General features: G+C 73.0%; 18 protein-coding genes. 12 read left to right on the top strand and 6 right to left on the bottom strand.

Features of this window, described 5'->3' with window-relative positions; genetic code table 11:
* The first annotated feature begins 96 nt into the window (after positions 1-96).
* From ACSP50_RS31195 to ACSP50_RS31180, 4 genes are all read left to right on the top strand, one after another.
* Positions 97-1,233 (top strand): glycosyltransferase family 4 protein, encoded by a 1,137-nt coding sequence (locus tag ACSP50_RS31195; RefSeq protein WP_014693296.1) that lies wholly within the window; start codon positions 97-99, stop codon positions 1,231-1,233.
* Complete coding sequence (locus tag ACSP50_RS31190) at positions 1,230-3,467, top strand: hypothetical protein (RefSeq protein ID WP_014693295.1); 2,238 nt, start codon at positions 1,230-1,232, stop codon at positions 3,465-3,467. The genes ACSP50_RS31195 and ACSP50_RS31190 overlap by 4 nt, the downstream gene beginning before the upstream one ends.
* 124 nt (positions 3,468-3,591) lie before the next feature.
* Positions 3,592-5,271 carry a CTP synthase gene (locus tag ACSP50_RS31185; protein ID WP_014693294.1) on the top strand — a complete coding sequence of 560 codons (1,680 nt, stop codon included), beginning with the start codon at positions 3,592-3,594 and terminating at the stop codon, positions 5,269-5,271.
* Positions 5,271-5,819, top strand: coding sequence for an NUDIX hydrolase (locus ACSP50_RS31180; protein ID WP_014693293.1), 549 nt, complete (start codon positions 5,271-5,273; stop codon positions 5,817-5,819). Before ACSP50_RS31185 ends, ACSP50_RS31180 begins: the two co-directional genes overlap by 1 nt.
* 1 nt (position 5,820) lies before the next feature.
* Here ACSP50_RS31180 and ACSP50_RS31175 read toward each other — a convergent pair whose 3' ends face one another.
* The 3 genes from ACSP50_RS31175 to ACSP50_RS31165 form a co-directional block, all read right to left on the bottom strand.
* Positions 5,821-7,164: an alpha/beta hydrolase gene (locus ACSP50_RS31175; protein WP_014693292.1), complete on the bottom strand. Its 1,344-nt coding sequence runs from the start codon at positions 7,162-7,164 to the stop codon at positions 5,821-5,823.
* Positions 7,165-7,242: 78 nt separating this feature from the next.
* Positions 7,243-9,105: a hypothetical protein gene (locus ACSP50_RS31170; RefSeq protein WP_155123691.1), complete on the bottom strand. Its 1,863-nt coding sequence runs from the start codon at positions 9,103-9,105 to the stop codon at positions 7,243-7,245.
* Positions 9,106-9,154: 49 nt separating this feature from the next.
* Entirely contained in the window at positions 9,155-9,631 is a 477-nt protein-coding gene (locus tag ACSP50_RS31165; RefSeq protein WP_014693290.1) for a YdbC family protein, read from the bottom strand.
* 60 nt (positions 9,632-9,691) lie between these two features.
* On the opposite strand from ACSP50_RS31165, the gene ACSP50_RS31160 reads away from it, so the two are divergent.
* The gene (locus ACSP50_RS31160; protein ID WP_014693289.1) at positions 9,692-10,108 is read left to right on the top strand and encodes a VOC family protein; all 417 of its coding nucleotides are present in this window, start codon (positions 9,692-9,694) and stop codon (positions 10,106-10,108) included.
* Here ACSP50_RS31160 and ACSP50_RS31155 read toward each other — a convergent pair.
* A complete protein-coding gene (locus tag ACSP50_RS31155) occupies positions 10,078-10,458 on the bottom strand; it encodes a helix-turn-helix domain-containing protein (protein WP_043512538.1) in 381 nt (126 codons plus the stop codon). The genes ACSP50_RS31160 and ACSP50_RS31155 overlap by 31 nt on opposite strands.
* A gap of 89 nt (positions 10,459-10,547) precedes the next feature.
* On the opposite strand from ACSP50_RS31155, the gene ACSP50_RS31150 reads away from it, so the two are divergent.
* The 3 genes from ACSP50_RS31150 to ACSP50_RS31140 all read left to right on the top strand — a co-directional run bounded on the left by ACSP50_RS31150 (position 10,548) and on the right by ACSP50_RS31140 (position 13,557).
* The gene (locus ACSP50_RS31150; RefSeq protein ID WP_014693287.1) at positions 10,548-11,351 is read left to right on the top strand and encodes an NAD(P)H-binding protein; all 804 of its coding nucleotides are present in this window, start codon (positions 10,548-10,550) and stop codon (positions 11,349-11,351) included.
* 37 nt (positions 11,352-11,388) lie between these two features.
* On the top strand, positions 11,389-12,021 hold the full coding sequence (locus ACSP50_RS31145) for a maleylpyruvate isomerase family mycothiol-dependent enzyme (RefSeq protein WP_043515886.1): 633 nt from the start codon (positions 11,389-11,391) through the stop codon (positions 12,019-12,021).
* Positions 12,022-12,108: 87 nt separating this feature from the next.
* Entirely contained in the window at positions 12,109-13,557 is a 1,449-nt protein-coding gene (locus tag ACSP50_RS31140; protein WP_231956754.1) for a cellulose binding domain-containing protein, read from the top strand.
* A 53-nt stretch (positions 13,558-13,610) separates the two neighbouring features.
* On the opposite strand, the gene ACSP50_RS31135 is transcribed toward ACSP50_RS31140, so the two are convergent.
* Positions 13,611-14,819 carry a barstar family protein gene (locus ACSP50_RS31135; protein WP_014693284.1) on the bottom strand — a complete coding sequence of 403 codons (1,209 nt, stop codon included), beginning with the start codon at positions 14,817-14,819 and terminating at the stop codon, positions 13,611-13,613.
* A gap of 74 nt (positions 14,820-14,893) precedes the next feature.
* Between ACSP50_RS31135 and ald the strand changes: the two genes are divergently transcribed.
* The 4 genes from ald to ACSP50_RS31115 all read left to right on the top strand — a co-directional run bounded on the left by ald (position 14,894) and on the right by ACSP50_RS31115 (position 18,640).
* Positions 14,894-16,009 (top strand): alanine dehydrogenase, encoded by a 1,116-nt coding sequence (ald, locus tag ACSP50_RS31130; RefSeq protein WP_043512536.1) that lies wholly within the window; start codon positions 14,894-14,896, stop codon positions 16,007-16,009.
* A complete protein-coding gene (gene xerD, locus ACSP50_RS31125; protein ID WP_043515883.1) occupies positions 16,006-16,920 on the top strand; it encodes a site-specific tyrosine recombinase XerD in 915 nt (304 codons plus the stop codon). Before ald ends, xerD begins: the two co-directional genes overlap by 4 nt.
* Positions 16,921-17,020: 100 nt before the next feature.
* Positions 17,021-17,950, top strand: a complete 930-nt coding sequence (locus ACSP50_RS31120) for a ParA family protein (protein WP_014693281.1) — start codon at positions 17,021-17,023, stop codon at positions 17,948-17,950.
* Between the two features lie 12 nt (positions 17,951-17,962).
* On the top strand, positions 17,963-18,640 hold the full coding sequence (locus ACSP50_RS31115) for a hypothetical protein (protein ID WP_014693280.1): 678 nt from the start codon (positions 17,963-17,965) through the stop codon (positions 18,638-18,640).
* Positions 18,641-18,656: 16 nt separating this feature from the next.
* Here ACSP50_RS31115 and ACSP50_RS31110 read toward each other — a convergent pair whose 3' ends face one another.
* Positions 18,657-19,505: an SDR family NAD(P)-dependent oxidoreductase gene (locus ACSP50_RS31110; protein WP_014693279.1), complete on the bottom strand. Its 849-nt coding sequence runs from the start codon at positions 19,503-19,505 to the stop codon at positions 18,657-18,659.
* Positions 19,506-19,622 lie beyond the last annotated feature (117 nt).

Below are 19,622 nucleotides of genomic sequence, written 5' to 3'. Positions count from 1 at the left end.
CGTCGCGGCCCGGATGGCAGCGGTCCCCGCCGATCCGGTAAACCGTTGGCCGAGGCAGGACGATCGGTGGCGGCCGGCAGGACGGGACGCGCGCGGATGAGGCGCGAGGAGAGGGGTAGACCGCTCGTGAGCAGCGACGACGGGTGGCACGGTTCGGTCGTGCTGGTGCTCGGCTCGGCGACCGGCGGCACCGGCGGACACGTCCTCTCGCTGGCCCGCGGCCTGGTCGCGGCCGGCTGCCGGGTGCTGGTCTGCGGTCCGGCCGCCAACGACGAGCACTACGGGTTCGGCGCGGCCGGGGTGGAGTACGCGCCGGTGGAGATCCCGGCGGATCCGGGGCCGCAGGATTCCGGGGCGATCCGGGCGTTGCGCAAGGCGATCGCCGGGCGGGACGCCGACGTGATCCACGCGCACGGGTTGCGGGCCGCGTTCGTGGTGTCGCTGGCCCGCACCGGGGTGCCGCTGGTGGTCACCTGGCACAACGCGGTGCTCGCCAAGGGGCTGCGCGGGCAGGCCGGCGCCCTGGTGGAGCGGATCGTGGCGCGCAACGCGGCGCTGACCCTGGGCGCCTCCGAGGATCTGGTGGAGCGGGCGGTCGCGCTGGGCGCGAGGAACGCCCGGCTCGGTCCGGTGGCGGCGCCGGCGATGCGGGCGCCGAAACGGACCCGGCAGGCGGTCCGGGCCGAGTTCCAGATCAAGGGGAGCACGCCGCTGATCCTGTCGGTCGGCCGGCTGCATCCGCAGAAGCACTATGACCTGCTGGTCGATGCGGCGGCCCGGTGGCGGGAGCTGGACCCGGCGCCGGTGGTGGTGGTGGCCGGGTCGGGTCCCAGCTACATGCCCCTGGCGCAGCGGGCGTCGCGGCTGCACGCCCCGTTCCAGCTGCTCGGCCACCGGGGGGACGTGCCGGATCTGCTGCTCGGCGCCGACCTGGCGGTGGTCACCAGCGACTGGGAGGCGCGGCAGTTGTTCGCCCAGGAGGCGTTGCGGGCCGGGGTGCCGCTGGTCACGACCGCGGTGGGCGGGTTGCCCGGGCTGGTCGGGGACGCCGCCGTGCTCATCCCGCCGAACGATCTGGACGCGCTGGACAACGCCGTACGCTCCGTGTTGTCGGACCCGCAGCGCCGGGCGGACCTGGCCGCCCGCGGTCCGCTGCAGGCCGCGACCTGGCCGGACGAGACCGCCGTGGTGACCGCGGTCCGCGCCGTGTACGCCGAGGTCAGCGCCCGGTGACCGGCCGGCTGGACCAGATCCGGCGGGTGCGTCCGCCGGGCACCCCGCGGGGCCGCGGCGCCGCCGCCTGGGTGCCCTACCTGCTGGTGCTGCTGATCGGCGCCGCGACGCTGGCCGGGTTGACGATCCGCCCGGCCGGGGACACCAAGCGGGGTGCCGCCGACTACGTGGTGATCGCCGCCGCGGCCGGGCTCCGCTGGGACGACCTCGACCCGCAGCGCACCCCGGCGCTGTGGCGGGAGGCGGCCAAGGGGTCCACCGGCTGGCTGTCGGTGCGCTCGGCGGATCAGGTGACCTGCCCGTCGGACGGCTGGCTGACGCTCGGCTCGGGCAACTACGCGGCCTGGGACACCCGTCCGGTGCGCGGCCGTTGCCCGGCGATCACCCCGGATCTGACCCGGCCGGACACGATCGGCGCGAGCGTGACCGCGCAGAGCACCGTGGTCCGGATGAATCAGGATCGGCTGCCGTACGGCACCACCCCGGGCGCCCTGGCCGAGTCGGTGCGATGCACGGTGGCGGTGGGCCGCAACGCCGCGGTGGCCGCCGCCCGCCCGTTCGGCCGGGTCGACGAGTACGTGGACACCCTGCCCGACGATCCGCGCAAGCTGCTCTCCGACTGTGTGCTCAGCATCGTCGACCTCGGCACGATCGCCGGTTCCGGTGCGGAGCGGCAGGCCGCGGTCGCCGCCGCGGACGCGAACCTGGCCCGGGTGCTGGCGGCCCGCCCGGAGCGGTCGCTGATGCTGATCGCCGGGGTGGCCGACACCGACGCCACCTCCCGGCTGCACGTGGCGATCGCCGAGGGGGAGGGCTGGCAGGGTGGCCGGCTGACCTCGGCCGGCACCGGGCGCGACGGTTACCTGCAGCTGATCGACGTGGCGCCGACGGTGCTGGCGGTGCTCGGCCGGCCGGCCCCGGACAAGCTGTTCGCCGGGTACGCGGCGAGTGTCTCGGGGGACCGCCCGGACGACCCGGCCAAGGCGATGCAGGGGCACAACGACGCGGATCGGCGGGCGATCGCCCAGCGCGGCGTCGCGTCGATCTTCTTCACGGTGCTGGCTGCCGTACAACTCATCCTGTTCGTCGGTGTGATTCCGGTTTTGATCCGTGCTCGCCGGCATGCCGGACCGGTCGCGCCGCCGCTGCCGCCGCGCCGCCTGGTCGCGGTGCTGGAGGCGGCGCTGATCGCGGCCGCGCTGGCGATCCCGGCCGGGCTGGTCGCCGACGTGGCGCCGTGGTGGAGTGCGGATCATCCGGCCTGGATGTTCGGCGCCGCCACGTTCGCGCTGATGGTGGCCGGGACGTGCGCGGTGCGGCTGGCCCCGCGGTTCCGGATGACGCTGTGGCCGATGGGCGCGACCGGGGCGCTGAGCGCCATCGTGATCGTGGTGGATCTGCTCACCGGGGCGCGGCTGCAGCTCAACGGGGTGGCCGGGTATTCGGCGACGCACGGTGTCCGGTACGCCGGTCTGGGCAGTGTCGGCCTGGGCGTGTTCGTGGCCGGTCTGCTGCTGGCCGCCGGCTGTCTGGCCCAGTGGGTCGGGCGCCGGTGGCGGCCGACCGTGGTGGTGCTGTTCGGCGGCCTGGGCGTGGTGATGGTCGGCAGCCCCTATCTGGGGGCCGATCCGGTCGGCGCGATCGCGGTCACCACCGGGGTGTGCGTGGCCGCCGCGATGAGTTCGGGGGGCTGGCTGACCTTCGCCCGGTTCGCCTGGGCGGGGGTCGGCGCGATCGCGGTGACCGCCGGGTTCGCCGCCTTCGAGCTGCACCGGGCGCCGCTGGAGCAGGGCACCCTGGGCCGGTTCCTGAGCGCGCTGGGCAGTGGGACGGCCGGTCCGGCGATGCAGCGGGCTGCCGCGGCCAACGGGCAGGCCCTGCTGGACAGTCCGCTGAGCCTGCTGGCGCTGGCCGGGGCACTGATGCTGGTCTTCGGCCAGTTCTCGCCGTGGGGTGGCCTGAACAGGGTGTACGGACTGCATCCGGCGGTGCGGGCGGCGATCGCCGGCACCGTGGTGGCGTCGATCACGGCCGGAGTGTTCGGCGGCACCGCGCTCGGGGTGGCCGGCGCGGCCGCCGCGACCGCGGTCCCGGTGGCCGTGCTGACCGCGTTGCGGGTGCTGCTGCATGCCGCGGATCGCACCCCGCCGCCCGGTCAGACCGACGGGCCGGGCGGCCCGTTGTTGCGCAAAGCCGACGAGGATCAACGGACAGTGACCGAAGGGGCCGGCTGACACGCACGCCCACCAGCCCGAACGTGGCGGGCCCGGCAATGAGTGTTACGGTGAATTCCCGTGGATGGGGCGAGGACGCCCCGGTCTGCAGATCTGGAACGACAGGCGACCACGGGAGCGGGCCTTGGCCTCAACAGTGCGCGACACGCGGCACATCTTCGTCACCGGGGGCGTCGCCTCCTCGCTGGGCAAGGGCCTCACCGCCTCCAGCCTCGGCAATCTTCTCACCGCCCGCGGACTGCGCGTCGTGATGCAGAAGCTCGACCCTTACCTGAACGTCGACCCGGGGACGATGAACCCGTTCCAGCACGGTGAGGTCTTCGTCACCGAGGACGGGGCGGAGACCGACCTGGACGTCGGGCACTACGAGCGGTTCCTCGACCGTGACCTGTCCGGCAAGGCCAACGTGACGACCGGCCAGGTCTACTCGGCGGTCATCGCCCGGGAGCGGCGCGGCGAGTACCTCGGTGACACCGTGCAGGTGATCCCGCACATCACCAACGAGATCAAGAGCCGGATCTTCGCGATGGCCGACCCGGACGAGAACGGAAACGTCCCGGACGTGGTGATCACCGAGGTCGGCGGCACGGTCGGCGACATGGAGTCGCTGCCGTTCCTGGAGGCGATCCGCCAGGTGCGTCACGAGGTCGGCCGGGACCACGTGTTCTACCTGCACGTCTCGCTGGTGCCGTACCTGGCGCCGTCCGGCGAGCTGAAGACCAAGCCGACCCAGCACTCGGTGGCGGCGCTGCGCAACATCGGCATCCAGCCGGATGCCCTGATCTGCCGCAGTGACCGGGAGATCCCCGAGAAGATGAAGCACAAGCTGGCGCTCTACTGCGACGTCGACGCCGAGGCGGTCATCGCCTGTCCGGACGCGCCCAGCATCTACGACATCCCGAAGGTGCTGCACGACGGCGGGCTGGACGCCTACGTCGTGCGCCGCCTGGGTCTGTCCTTCCGCGACGTCAACTGGCAGACGTGGAACGACCTGCTGGAGCGGGTGCACCACCCGAAGCGCACGATCACGATCGCGCTGGTCGGCAAGTACGTCGACCTGCCCGACGCCTACCTGTCGGTCTCCGAGGCGATCCGCGCGGCCGGTTTCGGCAACACCGTGAAGATCCAGATCCGCTGGGTGCCGAGCGACAGCTGCGAGACGCCGGCCGGCGCGGCCGCCGCCCTCAAGGGTGTCGACGGCATCGTGATCCCCGGCGGCTTCGGGGTGCGCGGCATCGAAGGCAAGGTCAACACTTCCCGGTACGCCCGGGAGAACGGCGTGCCGATCCTGGGCCTCTGCCTCGGGCTGCAGTGCATGACCATCGACGCGGCCCGCAACCTGGCCGGTCTGGCCGGGGCGAACTCGCTGGAGTTCGACGAGACCGCCACCTACCCGGTGATCTCCACGATGGCCGACCAGGAGGACATCGTCGCCGGCAAGGGTGACATGGGCGGCACCATGCGGCTGGGCGCCTACCCGGCCAGGCTGAAGGACGGCTCGATCGTCGCCGAGGTGTACGGCGCGACCGAGATCTCCGAGCGGCACCGGCACCGGTACGAGGTGAACAACGACTACCGGGACAAGCTCACCCAGGCGGGCCTGATCTTCTCCGGCACCTCCCCGGACGGCCGGCTGGTCGAGTTCATCGAGCTGGACCGTGCGACCCACCCGTACTTCGTGGCCACCCAGGCGCACCCGGAGCTGAAGAGCCGCCCGACCCGCCCGCACCCGCTCTTCGACGGTCTGATCAAGGCCGCGGTCGCGTACGCGGCCGCCGACGAGCTGCCGGTCGAGGCGAGTTGATGGGCTTCGAGCACGAGACGGTCGGCACCGTCGAGCGCTACCGGGGGGCGATCTTCGACGTGGTCACCGACGAGGTGACGATGTCCGACGGCGGCACCGCCCACCGGGACGTGGTCCGCAACAAGGGCGCGGTCGTGGTGGTCGCCCTCGACGAGGACGGCCGGGTGGTGCTGATCAAGCAGTACCGGCACGCGATCGGCGCCAAGATCTGGGAGCTGCCGGCCGGGCTGCGCGACGTCGACGGCGAGGACCCGGCGGTCACCGCGGCCCGTGAGCTGGCCGAGGAGGCCGACCTCACGGCCGGCCGCCTCGAGCACCTGATCGAGCTGCACACCTCGCCCGGGTTCAGCACCGAGCACGTGCTGGTCTACCTGGCCCGCGACCTGGCTCCGGTGCCGGTGGCGGACCGGTTCGCCCGGCACGACGAGGAGGCCGATCTGGAGGTCGTCCGGGTCGCGCTGGACGAGGCGGTCGCGATGATCTTCCGCGGGGAGATCACCAACGCGGCCGCGGTCGCCGGTCTGCTCGCGGCGGCCCGCACCCGCTGACTCACTCCGCCGCCGGGCACGACGCGCCCGGCGGCGGGATCGTGAGGTCGATCAGGTAGCGGTCGACCATCGCGGTGGTGCAGGCGGTGGCCTGGTACGAGCCGTGGCCGGCGCCCTCGTAGGTGACCAACCGACCGCTGGCGCCCAGTTCGGTGGCGACGTGCCGGGCCCAGCCGTACGGCGTCCGCGGGTCGTGCACGGCGTTGAGCAGCAGCAGCGGGGTGCGGGTGTGCACGTCGAGGCGGTGCGGCGGGTTGGCGAGCGGCTGCGGCCAGCCCAGACAGGTGCGGATCGCCAGCATCCCGGCGCCGTACGGCACGTCCGGTGACACCTTCGCGGTGATCGCGAGCAGCCGCTGGTAGGCACGGAAGTCGCGGACGTCCGCCGGGAAGTCCGCGCAGAAGATCCCGGAGGCCACGTCGAGCTTCGGTACCGGCGGGGGCGTGCCGTTCGCCGCGTTCCTGATCGTGGTGGCCAGCAGCGCCCAGTTCGGGGTCAGGCCCATCGGCAGCGCGGCCACCTCGAAGGTGCTCACGCCCGGGTAGTCGTGCAGCACGGACCGCCAGACGGCGCGGACGTCGCTGCCGTGCAGCGCGCACCCGGTGTGCCCGGCACACCAGGCCACGAACTCCTCGAAAACGTCCTGCGAGGCGGCGGCCTCGGAGCGGACGAACTCGGTGAGCGGCAGGTAAGGGTCGAAGACGCTCTCCAGCACGATGGCACGCACCCGATCGGGGAACCGTTCGGCGTACATCTGGCCCAGCACCGTGCCGTAGGAGCTGCCCTGGAAGGTCAGCCGCCGCTCGCCGAGCGCCCGTCGCAGCGCGTCCAGGTCGCGGGCGATGCTCACCGAGTCGGCGTGCGCGAACACCTCGTTGCTCGCCCGGCACCGCTGCCAGTAGGACCGGTTGGTGGTCACCGCGGCGTCGAAATCCGCCTGGTCGCGCAGGATGAGGGGCGGGCGGTCCGGTTCCGGCGCGCAGGTGGGCGCGGCCGTCCGCTTGACGGTACGGGGGTCGAAGCTGACGATGTCGAACCGATCCCGCTGTTCGGCGCTGAACCGGTTGTTGATCCGGACCCGGTCCACCCCGGAGTCGCCCGGCCCGCCGGGGCCGAAGACGAGCGTGCCCACCCTGGCGTCCTGGTGCGGCGTGGCCCGCTTGGTCACCACCGTGCCGAAGGTGGCGCCGTGCGGGTCGGCCCAGTCCACCGGCAGGGTCAGGGTGGCGCAGGTGAGGTTCGCGTCCGGCTGCTCGCACGGGCCCCAGTCCAGGCCGGGCGGGCGGTGTACCGCCACCGGGCCGGCGGCCAGGGCGAGTGCGGTGAACACGGCGGTCAGGCGCATGCCGACTCCTCGGATCGAGTGATGCTGACCGATTCATCGAACGCCCGCGCCGCCCCGAAGATCCATCCGGCGTAGCCCTTAGGGTGCCCCGGAGATCCGGTTCAGGGTCGCCGTGCACGCCGCCCGCCACGCCTCGTCCTTGAGGATCCGGTCGTAGTCGGCGCCGTGCGTCCAGACCGGCAGCGGCGGCTCCACCTCGGCGCGCAGCAGCGGGACGGCGGCGGCCGCGGCCGGGCCGATCTCGCCGAGGCAGGCGACCACCTGCAGCGCCGACCGGCGGCACCTGAGGTGGGCGGTGAGGACCGGGACGACCGGTGCGGCCTCGCCGGTCACCCGCCAGTAGGCGACCGCCGCCTCACCGGCCGTCGCGCAGTCCGGCGCGGCGAACAGCTCGCGCAGCGGGCCGGCGAACTCGGCGGCGGCCGGGCCCAGGTCGGCGACCAGCGCCCGGGCGGCGGCGTCCAGGGTGGTGGCGCGCAGCAGGCGCAGGGCGGCGGACGGGTCGCCGGCGATCCGCCAGAACGCCCGGGCGACGGCGTGCCGGGCCCGCTCGCTGCCCAGTGCGGCCAGGTCGGGCAGCGCGTCGGCGGCGGCCGGGCCGAGATCACCCAGGACGGTCGCGACGGTGACCGGATGCTCCCGGGCGAACCGGCGCAGCAGCGGGACCAGATCGCCGGCCGGCACCCCGGTGCGGGCCGCCGCCCGCAGCAGCGGGTCGCGCAGGCTTGCAGGGGCGGCCGGGAGCACGCCGGCGAGCACGTCGCGGGTGGCGGTGGCCCAGGGGCCGAGCAGGTCCAGGGCCGGGCCGAGCCCGTCGCAGCGCCCCGCGGTGAGCTGCCCGGCGAGGTACGCGTCGGCCCGTGGATCGGCCAGCCGGGCGAGCGCCACCAGGGCGGACCGGTCGTCGTGGCGCCGCATGGCGTCGGCGAGCAGCCCGGTGACCGGCGCGGCCGCGGAACCGGACACCGCGAGCCGCCGCCCGGCCCAGGAGCGCACCTTCTCGGCCGGGTCGTCGAGCGCCTCGGCGAGCGGCCGGACCAGTCGGCCGGCCGCCGGGCGCCAGCGCAGCAGCGGCTCGTCGGCGGCGAACGCGGCGTCCTCGCGGACCGCCTCCTCGGGGTGCCGCAGCCAGCCGGCGACCAGCCGGACCTGCAGCTCCCACCGGGGCCGCAGCCGGCGCAGCACCCACGGCAGCGGGTCGCTGCCGTGCGCCGGCAGCTCCTCGATCAGGCTGAACGCGTCGGGCGTGTCACGTTCCAGGATCTGCACGACCGGACCGGGCAGCGCCGCCGCCGGGTCCGCGGCGGCCAGCACCAGCGCGGCGGTCACCCGCACCAGCGGGGCCGGGTCGGCGAGCCGGTCGTCGGCGGTCTCGCCGCGGTCGCCCAGGGCCAGCACGGCGGCCGCGCGGACCACCTCGGAGCGGTCCCCGGCGGCGGCCTGGCGCAGGGCCGCGGAGGCGCCGCCGGCCACCTGCGGCCCGAGCGTGCCGATCACCCCGGCCGCCGCGGTCCGCACCGGGTCCTCCGGGTGGGCGGCGAGCAGCCGGAGGTAGCTGGGCAGGCCGGCGGCGACCGCGGTGCGCGCGGCGGCGACCCAGCCGTGCTCGGCGGCGATCCGCTCGCGCATCGCCAGGCCGGCGCGGACCGCCTGGTCGTGCTCGTGCACGTCGTGGTAGCCGGCGCCGGTGGCGATCACGGCGAGCAGCCCGAGCACCCCGGCCGGGTCGGCGCCGGGCGCGTCCAGGATCCGGATCAGGAACGGCACCGCGGGCGCGGTGGCCGGGTAGACGGTGCCCTGGTGCCAGATGTTGCCGTGCAGGTCGTGCAGCGCGTCGTCGTCACCGCCGGCGAGCGCCCGGATCAGGTCCGGGACGTCCTCCGCCGGGCCGTACGCGTGGGTCAGCGACGCCCAGTCCACCGTTGCAAGATCGTCCAGCACATGCAAGAAGGTACCGAGTTGCGGCCGGCGCAGGGGCCAAAGGGGGTGGTCACACCGTCCAGGCCGGTTCCAGCGGGACGCCGTCTCCGGACGAGCACGCGGCGACCGCCAACGGCTGCCCGTCGTCGGCGACCGCGAGCAGCGCGGCGAGCGTGTGCCCGGGCCGGACAAAATCGGCATCGGCCGGAGGATGGGACGGACCGTACGCGAACCGTATGATCCGGGCGGTGGCGAGGGTGGCCGGGAACGGCTTGCCGAAGGCGCGGACCACCTGGAAGTGGTGCACTTCGGCGCGCCGGAAGGTGTCGCGCTGGCCGGCGGCGATCGCGTCGTGGCCGTCGGCCATGAACGCCCGCAGGGCGGCCCGGTCCCGCCAGCAGCCGACGATCCGGGCGGTGCACGGGTCGCTCCAGCCGCCCGCCTGGGCCAGGAAGCCGGGCCGGCCGCGCAGCGCCGACCAGCCGGCCTGCGCGGCGGCGAAGCCGGCCACGTCGGTCACTTCGCAGACGATCACCTTGAGGAGCACGGCGATATTTTGTCGGACCCGGGTAGTAGGTTCACGACGCCCTACTGGATGGAGGGGATCGTGACCTTTCCGAAGCTGCAGTCCGTGGTGCTGGACACGCCGGACGCGCGGGCCCTGGCCGAGTTCTACCGGCACCTGCTGGGCCTGCGATATCGGCCCGGCGACGAGCCCCCGGCACCGGGGGAGGACGACGAGAAGGGCCGCGACTGGCTGGTGCTGGAGGGTGACGGCGGCATGCGGCTCGCCTTCCAGCAGGAGCCCGGGCTGAAACCGACCACCTGGCCGGACGGCACCGTCCCGCAGCAGATGCACCTGGACACCGCGGTGGACTCGGTGGCCGAGCTGAACCGGCAGCACGAGCGGGCCCTGAGCCTGGGCGCCACGCTGCGGTTCGACCGCAGCGACGACGAGGACGAGCCGCTGCGCGTCTATGCCGACCCGGCCGGTCACATGCTCTGCATCTTCGTCGCGTCGTAAGCGGCGCGTGCCCGGTCCACCTCGCCCAGGTGACCGCCGGCCCAGGTGGCCAGCTGGGCGAAGACCGGGGCGAGACTGCGGCCCAGGTCGCTGATCTCGTACTCCGCGCGCGGCGGCACCTCCGCGTGGTAGGTGCGGGTGATCAGGCCGTCGCGTTCCAGCTGCCGCAGCCGCTGGGTGAGCACCTTCGGCGTGATCGTCGGGAGGCGGCGCTCCAGCTCGACGAAACGCAGCCGGCCGCTCTCGTGCAGCGTCCAGAGGATCGGTGTGGTCCATCGGCTGAAGACGATGTCGACCACCGGGGCGATCGGGCAGGCCTGCAGGGGGTCGGTGCTGGTAACGCTCGTCACAAAATCATTACTATCCTCTAGGTACCTACCGTGTCCAGGCATTTAGCGTCTTTCTCACAGGTCCACGAGGGACCGGAGAGGGAGTCGCAATGATCGTGGTGACGGGGGCGACCGGCAATGTGGGCCGGCCGCTGGTGGCGACGCTGACCGAGGGCGGCGCACGGGTGCGGGCGGTGTCCCGCGCGGCGCCGCGGTGGCCGGCCGACCTGGCCGACCCGCCGAGCCTACGGCCGGCGCTGGCCGGGGCGGAGGCGTTCTTCCTGCTGGTCTCGGGCGCCGGTGCGCACCTGGATGGGCCGACCATCCTGGACGAGGTGAAAGCCGCCGGGGTGCGGCGGGTCGTGCTGCTGTCCTCGCAGGGCGCCGCGGCCCGGCCGGCGCACGCCCCGCTGCGGGCGTTGGAGGAGACCGTGCGGGGGTCCGGGCTGGAGTGGACGGTGCTGCGGCCGGGCGGCTTCGCCTCGAACGCGCTGGCCTGGGCCGAGTCGATCCGCGCCCGGCGGGAGGCGCGAGCCCCGTTCGGTGACGTCGGGCTGCCGCTGGTCGACCCGCGGGACATCGCCGGGGTGGCGGCCGCGGCGCTGACCGATCCGGCGCACGCGGGGCGGGTCTACGAGCTGACCGGGCCGGAGCTGAGCACACCGCGGCAGCGGGCGGCCCGGATCGGTCAGGCGCTCGGCGAGGCGGTGCGCTTCGTCGAGCAGACCGTGGACGAGGCCCGTGCGCAGATGCTGGGATTCATGCCGGCGCCGGTCGTCGATGGCACACTCGCCATCCTCGGCGCGCCGACCGCCGCTGAGCAGCGGATCACCCCGGATGTCGAGCGGGTGCTGGGGCGTCCGGCGGGCACTTTCGGAGGGTGGGCCGACCGGAACCGGCACGCATTCCAGTGATCATCCGGTGTCGCACGGTAACTTGTCCGCTGTGGACATGCTGTCGATGATCGCCGATGAGCGCCGCCGGATCGCGGAGCTGATCGAGTCGCTGAAGCCGAGTCAGCTGATCACGCCCAGCCTCTGTGCCGGCTGGACGGTGCACGAGGTGGCGGCGCACCTCTGCGCGCCGTGGATCTTCGGGGCCCGGCGGATCGTGCCGGCGGTGATCCGGCACGGCTTCCGGGTGCACCGGGCCAATGCCGACCTGGTCCGCGACCTGGCGCTGGACCTGACCGCCGACGAGATCGCGCTGCAGCTGCGGGCGAACGCCGAGTTCGACTTCAACCCGCCGGTGGTCGGGCCGTTCGGGCAGCTCACCGATCTGCAGGTGCACGGGCAGGACATCTGCCGCCCGCTCGGGTTGACCCGGGACCTGGTGCCCGAACGGATGCTGCTCGCGCTGGACTTCCTGATCAGCCCGAAGGCGCGCGGCTCGTTCGTGGCGCGTGGCCGCTTGGACGGGCTGCGGTTCATCGCCACCGACCTGGACTGGGAGGGTGGTCAGGGCCTGCTGACCGTGCGGGGCGCGGGGGAGGCGCTGATGCTGGCGATGACGGGGCGCCCGGTGGTGCTCGACGAGCTGCACGGCAGCGGGGCGGCGGCGCTGCGGGCACGACTGCTCGGTTGAATGTTGCGTACTCGTTGAACGAGGGACAGAATGGGAGCGCTCCCAATCCGTCCCCGTCGATTGGTATCCCCCATGAGACTCCGCACGATGGCGTTGTTCGCGGCCGGTGCGCTGGCCACCGCGGGCACCCTGGTCACAGCGCTGCCCCCGGCGTCCGCGGCCAGTGCCGGCTGCTCCGTCACCTACAAGATCGCCAGCCAGTGGCCCGGCGGCTTCCAGGGCGACGTCAGCGTCAAGAACCTCGGCGACCCGCTCACCTCCTGGAGCCTCGGCTTCGACTTCCCGGACAGCGGGCAAAGGGTGACCCAGGGCTGGAGCGCGACCTGGAGCCAGAGCGGCGCGCACGTCACCGCCGCCTCGATGGGCTGGAACGGCTCACTGGCCACCGGCGCGACCGTGGGTGTGGGCTTCACCGGCACCTTCAGCGGCGCCAACCCGGTGCCGGCCGCCTTCACCCTGAACGGAGTGGCGTGCAACGGGACGGTTCCCGCGTCGCCGTCCACCCCGCCTCCGCCGTCCGGCGCCGCCCCCGCTCTGAAAGTCAGTGGCAACAAGCTGGTCACCGCCGCCGGAGAGACGCGGCGGCTGCTCGGGGTCAACCGCTCCGGTGGCGAGTTCGCCTGCATTCAGGGCAACGGCATCTGGGACGGCCCGATGGACCAGGCCTCGATCGACGCCATGCGCACCTGGAAGATCCGCACGGTCCGGGTGCCGCTGAACGAGGAGTGCTGGCTGGGCACGGCGGACGTGCCCGCGGCGTACGGCGGCGCGGTCTACCAGACGGCCGTCAAGGACTACGTGACCCTGCTGGTCAGGAACGGCATCACGCCGATCGTCGAGATGCACTGGAACCACGGCCTGTACACCGGCCCGTCGTCCGGGTGCAGCGACGTCAAGGCGACCTGCCAGAAGCCGATGCCCGACGCGCAGTACGCCCCGTCCTTCTGGACCGGGGTGGCCGGCGCCTTCAAGGGCGACGACGCGGTCGTCTTCGACCTGTTCAACGAGCCCTACCCGGAGCGGGCCACCGGCGACGCCACCAGCGGCTGGAAGTGCTGGCGTGACGGCGGCACCTGCACCGGCATCGGTTACCCGGTGGCGGGCTTCCAGAGCCTGGTCAACGCGGTCCGGGCGACCGGGGCCACCAACGTGATCCTGGTCGGCGGGCTGGCCTACGCCAACGACCTCAGCCAGTGGCTCACCTACAAGCCGAGCGACCCGCTGAACAACCTGGCCGCCTTCGCGCACATCTACAACTTCAACACGTGTGCCACCACCGCCTGCTGGAACAGCCAGCTGGCGCCGGTCGCCGCGCAGGTCCCGCTGACACTCAGCGAGATCGGCGAGAACGACTGCGCCCACGGGTTCATCGACCCCCTGATGGACTGGGCGGACGCGCACCAGGTCGGCTACCTGGGCTGGACCTGGAACACCTGGGACTGCTCGACCGGCCCGTCGCTGATCAGCAACCACAACGGCACCGCCACCGCCTTCGGCCAGGGTCTCAAGGACCGGCTGGCCAGGGTGTCCAACTAGGGCGGCCGGGATCGCCGGTCGCGGCGCGGACGGCACCTCCGCGGCCGGCGTGATCAGCGCAGGTCGACCTCGACCCCGTCCTCGGCCAGCCAGGCGAGGAGGTGGTCCATGGTGATCGCCGGGCACCAGTCGCGGCGGTCGTAACCGGGGACCAGGTGCTTGCGGGCCACCGCCGAGTCGTGCCAGACGAGCCGGAAGCCGGGCGCCGCGCCCCAGCCGCCGAGCAGGCAGTCGTGCAGCGCTCCGGCGTTCCACCCGAAGTATCCGCCCGGGCCGTTGATCGCCTCGCCGATCGCGCAGTAGAAGCCGTCCTCGTCGGTCACGTGCCGGCCGTCCAGGTGGTACGTCCGCCCGGCCGGCCGGTCCGGCCCCGGCCGGTGGTGGGCCAGCGCGGCGCCGGCCCACTCGTGCCGCAGCGCCGCCGGGTACGCCGCCCACTGCCCCCGCTCGGTCGGTCGTCCGGCCTGCCAGCGCTCCCAGATCTCCCGGGCCCCGTGCGGGCGACCGCCTTTGATCGCATCCCCGTAGGAGCTCCCGAAGTCGACGTCGAGCAGCCCGTCGCCGAGCACCGACGGGCGCACGGCGGACACCTCGGCGCCCAGCCCGCTGTCCAGCATGTGCGTCGCGGTGCCGTCGTCGGCCACGCTGAAGATCGACGCGATGATCATCCGCCGGTGCCGGGCGGCGCCCCGGGTGAACGCGTCGATCGCCCGCCGCAGCCGCGGCTCGGGCCGGCAGCCGATCAGCGTCGCCGGTGCCGGCACCCGCTGCGGCCGGGACCGGAACACTCCGGACACGTCCTGGCAGGTGCCGAACGTCTCCTCGCCCTCGCCGGTGATCCCGGTCAGCACGTAGCCGTCGGCCTCCGGGGCCCGGTCCGGCCCGCGGCGCCGCTTGCGGTGCTCCGGATCGATCCGCAGCCGGCCCTCCAGGACCACGTCGAACACCCCGTAGCCGGTCGGGCTGGCCGACACCACGGTGAGGTCGAGCAACTCCTCGGTGCACTCCCAGCACTCCCGGGGATGCTTCGACTCCGGCCGGTGGATCGTCTCCAGTCCGATGTTGCCCAGCCAGGGCGCGCCGTAGCCGTCGCAGGCCGCGCGCAGCCGGCCGGCCGGGGCGCAGCCGAGCAGCGTGTACCGCTCGACCGGCGGCTCACCCGGGTCGGCGAACAGGCCGTCGATGTCGGCGCACGCCGCCACGACCGCGTCGCCGTCGTCGATGTTCTGGTCGACGAGAAGCCAGGGAAAGCCGCCACTCATCGGGCGACCGTACCGGTAAGTCTCCCTTGCGGTGATACCGAGTGGGTAGCGTGCCGGTCAAAGGGGGTAATACGGTGAAAATCGGCATTCCCAGCGAGGTCAAGAACAACGAGTTCCGGGTGGCGATCACCCCGGCCGGCGTGTTCGAGTTCGCCCGGGCCGGACATCAGGTGTTCGTTCAGAGCGCGGCCGGACTCGGCTCCTCGATCACCGACGCGGACTACCGCGAGGCCGGCGCCACCATCCTGCCCGACGCCGACTCGGTGTGGTCCGAAGCCGACCTGGTGCTCAAGGTCAAGGAGCCGGTGGCCAGCGAATACCATCGGATGCGGCCCGGCCAGGTGCTGTTCACCTATCTGCACCTGGCCGCCTCCCGGGAGTGCACCGACGCGCTGATGGAACACCGGGTGACCGGGATCGCCTACGAGACCGTCGAGCTCGCCGACCGGTCCCTGCCGCTGCTGGCCCCGATGTCCGAGGTGGCCGGTCGGCTCGCGCCCCAGGTCGGCGCGTACCACCTGATGCGCCAGGGCGGCGGCCGCGGCGTGCTGATGGGCGGGGTGCCCGGCGTCTACGCGGCCAAGGTGGTGGTGATCGGGGCCGGTGTGTCCGGGATGAACGCGGCCGCGATCGCGCTCGGCATGCAGGCCGAGGTCAAGCTGCTGGACCGCAACATCGCCCGGCTGCGGGCCGCCGACGCCGACTATCGCGGGCACCTGCAGACGATCGCCTCCAACGCGTACGAGATCGAACGCGCCGTGCTCGACGCGGACCTGGTGGTGGGCGCGGTCCTGGTGCCCGGTGCGAAAGCGCCGACGCTGATCTCCAACGATCTGGTGGAGCGGATGAAACCGGGCAGCGTGCTGGTCGACATCTCGATCGACCAGGGCGGCTGCTTCGAGGCGTCCCGGCCGACCACCCACGACGACCCGACCTACCGGGTGCACGGATCGATGTTCTACTGCGTCGCGAACATGCCCGGGGCGGTGCCGCACACCAGCACCTACGCGTTGACCAACGTCACCCTCCCGTACGCTCTGGAACTGGCCAACCGGGGCTGGCGCGACGCGCTGCGCCACGACCGGGCGCTGGCCGCCGGGCTCAACACCCACGACGGTCACGTCGTCTACGGCCCGGTGGCCGAGGCGCACGGGATGCCGGTGACGTTGCTGACGGAGGTGCTGAGCTGACACTCGACCGGGCGATAAAGGCGTACCTGGACCATCTCGGCGTCGAGCGTGGACTGTCCCGCAACACGCTCGCGTCGTACCGCCGCGACCTCGACCGGTACGCCGAACGGCTGGTCGCGGCCGGCATCGAGGACCTCGACCGGGTCCGCCCGGCCGACGTGACCGGCCACCTGGCCACCCTGCGTGACGAGGGTCTCGCCTCGTCGTCGGCCGCCCGGGCGATCAGCGCGGTCCGCGGCCTGCACCGGTTCGCCGTCCGCGAACGTCTGGTCGCGCAGGACGTGGCGGCCGACGTGCATCCGCCCGCGCCACCCCGGCGGCTGCCCCGGGCGCTCGACACCGACCAGGTCGAACGACTGCTCGCGGTGCCCGCCGCGGACAACCCGTTGGGTCTGCGGGACCGGGCCCTGCTGGAGTTCCTCTACGGCACCGGGGCGCGGATCTCCGAGGCGGTCGGCGCCGACATCGACGACCTGCAACTGGGTGCGGACAGTGCCGCCACGCTGCGCGGCAAGGGTGGCCGGACCCGGCTCGTCCCGGTCGGCGGCTACGCCCGTACCGCGTTGCAGGCCTATCTGGTGCGGGCCCGGCCCACCCTGGCCGAGGCCGGGCGGGGCACCCCGGCGATCTTCCTGAACGCCCGTGGCGGCCGGCTGTCCCGGCAGAGCGCCTGGACCGTGCTGCACCGCTGCGCCACCGCGGCCGGCCTGCCGGTCGACGGGCCGCACGCGGTCAGCCCGCACACGTTGCGTCACTCCTACGCCACGCATCTGCTCGACGGCGGGGCCGATGTGCGCGTCGTTCAGGAACTGCTGGGACACGCCTCGGTCACCACGACACAGGTGTATACGCTGGTGACCGTCGAGCGCCTGCGGGAGGTCTACGCGACCTCCCACCCGCGCGCTCGTTAGAAGCTACGCACCCTTAGGTGCGACACGCCGAACGGCTGACCCCGACAGGGCGGCGCGTGTGGCGTACAGTCGGGCATCGAGTCGGGAGGGGGCGAGGGCGATGTCAGGGAACGACCGTGCGGAGGCCTGGACCACCGCGCTCCGCGATCAGCAGAATTCCCTGGATCTGGGCGCCGACCTCGGTCCTGCCGACCCCACGGCGTACACGATGCGCCGTCCGATCCCGGAGCCGATGCCGACCGATCGGCACGGCCCCGCGCGGATCATCGCTTTGGCGAACCAGAAAGGTGGTGTCGGGAAGACGACCACCACCATCAATCTGGGCGCCGCCCTGGCCGAATACGGCCGCAAGGTGCTCCTGGTCGACTTCGACCCGCAGGGCGCCTGCTCGGTCGGGCTCGGGGTCAACCCGCACAACCTCGACCTGAGCATCTACAACCTGCTCATGCAGGACGACGTCACCACCGAGGACGTCATCATCAAGACCGATGTCGCCGGGCTGCACCTGCTGCCGGCCAACATCGACCTCTCCGCGGCCGAGATCCAGCTGGTCAACGAGGTGGCCCGGGAGATGGCCCTGGCCCGGGCGCTGCGCTCGGTCCGCAAGGAGTACGACTTCATCCTGATCGACTGCCAGCCCTCGCTGGGCCTGCTGGCGATCAACGCGCTCACCATCGCGCACGGCGTGCTCATCCCGCTGGAGTGCGAGTTCTTCTCGCTGCGCGGTGTCGCCCTGCTGCTCGACACCATCGACAAGGTGCGCGAGCGGCTCAACTTCGACCTGGAACTCGAAGGCATCCTCGCCACCATGTACGACTCCCGCACCACCCACTGCCGCCAGGTGCTGCAGCGCGTGGTCGAGGCGTTCGGCGACAAGGTGTACCAGACGGTCATCACCAAGACGGTGAAGTTCCCGGAGTCGACCGTGGCCGGCGCCCCGATCACTACGCTGGACCCGGCGTCCTCGGGCGCCCGCAACTACCGTCAGCTGGCTCGCGAGGTCATCGCCTCCAAGGCAGAACGAGGATAGGTCGCCGGTTCCGTGCTGTTCGCGCTCGGGACACCGGTCGCGTTCGCCGCACTGGTCGTCTCCTTCATCGCTGCCGTGATGCTGCGCGCCGTCGCGATCCGGTTCACCGCACGCACTGTCGGCCTCGCCGAGCGCGGCGACCGTCTCACCCCCAGCCTGCGCCACGACCTGGACCCGTTCGGTGCGGTCGGTGCGGCCCTCGGCGGCATGGGCTGGGGCAAGATCCTCACCGTCGACGACGTGCCGCGCTGGCGGGGCCGGGGCCGGGCGGCGGCGGTCTTCGCGGCCGGTCCGGTCGCCTGCATCCTCGCCGGTGAGCTGCTGGTCGCGGCGTTCGCGCTGATCTCCGCCGACGACTTCCGGTTCCAGAGCCTGACGGTCGGCATGGTGTTGCACGGCGTCGACGGCCCGCTGCCGTACGGCCAGCAGGTGCTGTTGTCGTTCGGGGTGGGACTGCTGGCGTTCGGGTTGCTCGCGCTGATCCCGATCCCGCCGCTGGACGGGTTCGGCATCCTGTACAACGCGATCCCCCGCCCCGGGCACGGAATGCAGTGGATGCGGCTGTGGTTCGAGGACAAGAACATCGGCGTCCTGCTGCTGCTGATCTTCAGCCTGTTCCCCGGTGGCTATCCGCTGGTCCTGATGATCCTCGACGTGCTCGGCCACTTCTTCCTGCGCGCCTGGGCCTGAGACCCCCGGACGCGGGTCATCGGCGGTCCTCGGCGGCGGCGTGGTGCACCGGGGTGAACACGTTGCCGTTGTGCGGCCCGACCCGCTCCCGGGACAGTCCGCCGCGTCGCATCAGCGGCCCCACCAGCACGTCGTACAGCGCCGGCGTCACCACGAACCCCAAGCTGATGATCTTGTTCGCGATCCCGACGTTCACCGTGCCCCGCGGCCGCCGCGCGCACCGCAGGATCGCCGCCGCCACCTTCTCCGGCGAATCCACCGGCGGCGGCGGTTGCCCGTACCGCCCCGCGAAGTTGGCCGCCCGCCGGTAGATCGGGGTGTCCACCGCCCCCGGCGACACCAGGCAGACATGGATGTCGGCGGCGTCCCGGGTCTCCAGCCGCAATGCCCGAACGAGTGCGCGCAGCCCCCACTTGCTGGTCACATACGAGCTCGTGTACGGCGTCACCACCGTCCCCAGCAGCGACCCGCCGAAGATCAGCACCCCGCGCCGCTGCCGCCGGAACGTCTCCAGTGCGACCCGTGCGACGTTCGCCGCCCCGAGCAGGTCGACCCGCACCACCTGGTCGAACACCTCGACCGGCACGTCCTCGAACCGCCCGTACGCCATCACCGCCGCGGTGTGCACCCAGACGTCCACGCGGTCGACGGCGGCGGCGACCTCCCGCACCATCGCCGGCTCGGTGACATCGGCGACGACGGTCACCACCCGCGCCCCGAGCGCGCGGCACTCGGCGGCGACCGTTTCCAGCGCTTCCGCGGACCGGGCGGCGAGCGCGAGCCGTGCGCCGCATCGGGCGAACGCGAGCGCGCTGGCCCGTCCGACGCCGCTGGAAGCTCCGGTGATCACGACTGTCGGGGGCATGACCGGCTGGTACCCCGAGCCGTCCGGCGCAACCCCCGCGCGCTCGCCCGCGTCGTCCGTCCACCGTGCCCGGCCCTCGTCGTGAGCGCTGGCGGCCGGTGCCGGCGAGGGCGGGCA

The organism is Actinoplanes sp. SE50/110 (assembly GCF_900119315.1).
Classification (GTDB): domain Bacteria; phylum Actinomycetota; class Actinomycetes; order Mycobacteriales; family Micromonosporaceae; genus Actinoplanes.
This window is presented reverse-complemented; position numbering and strand designations above follow the sequence as displayed.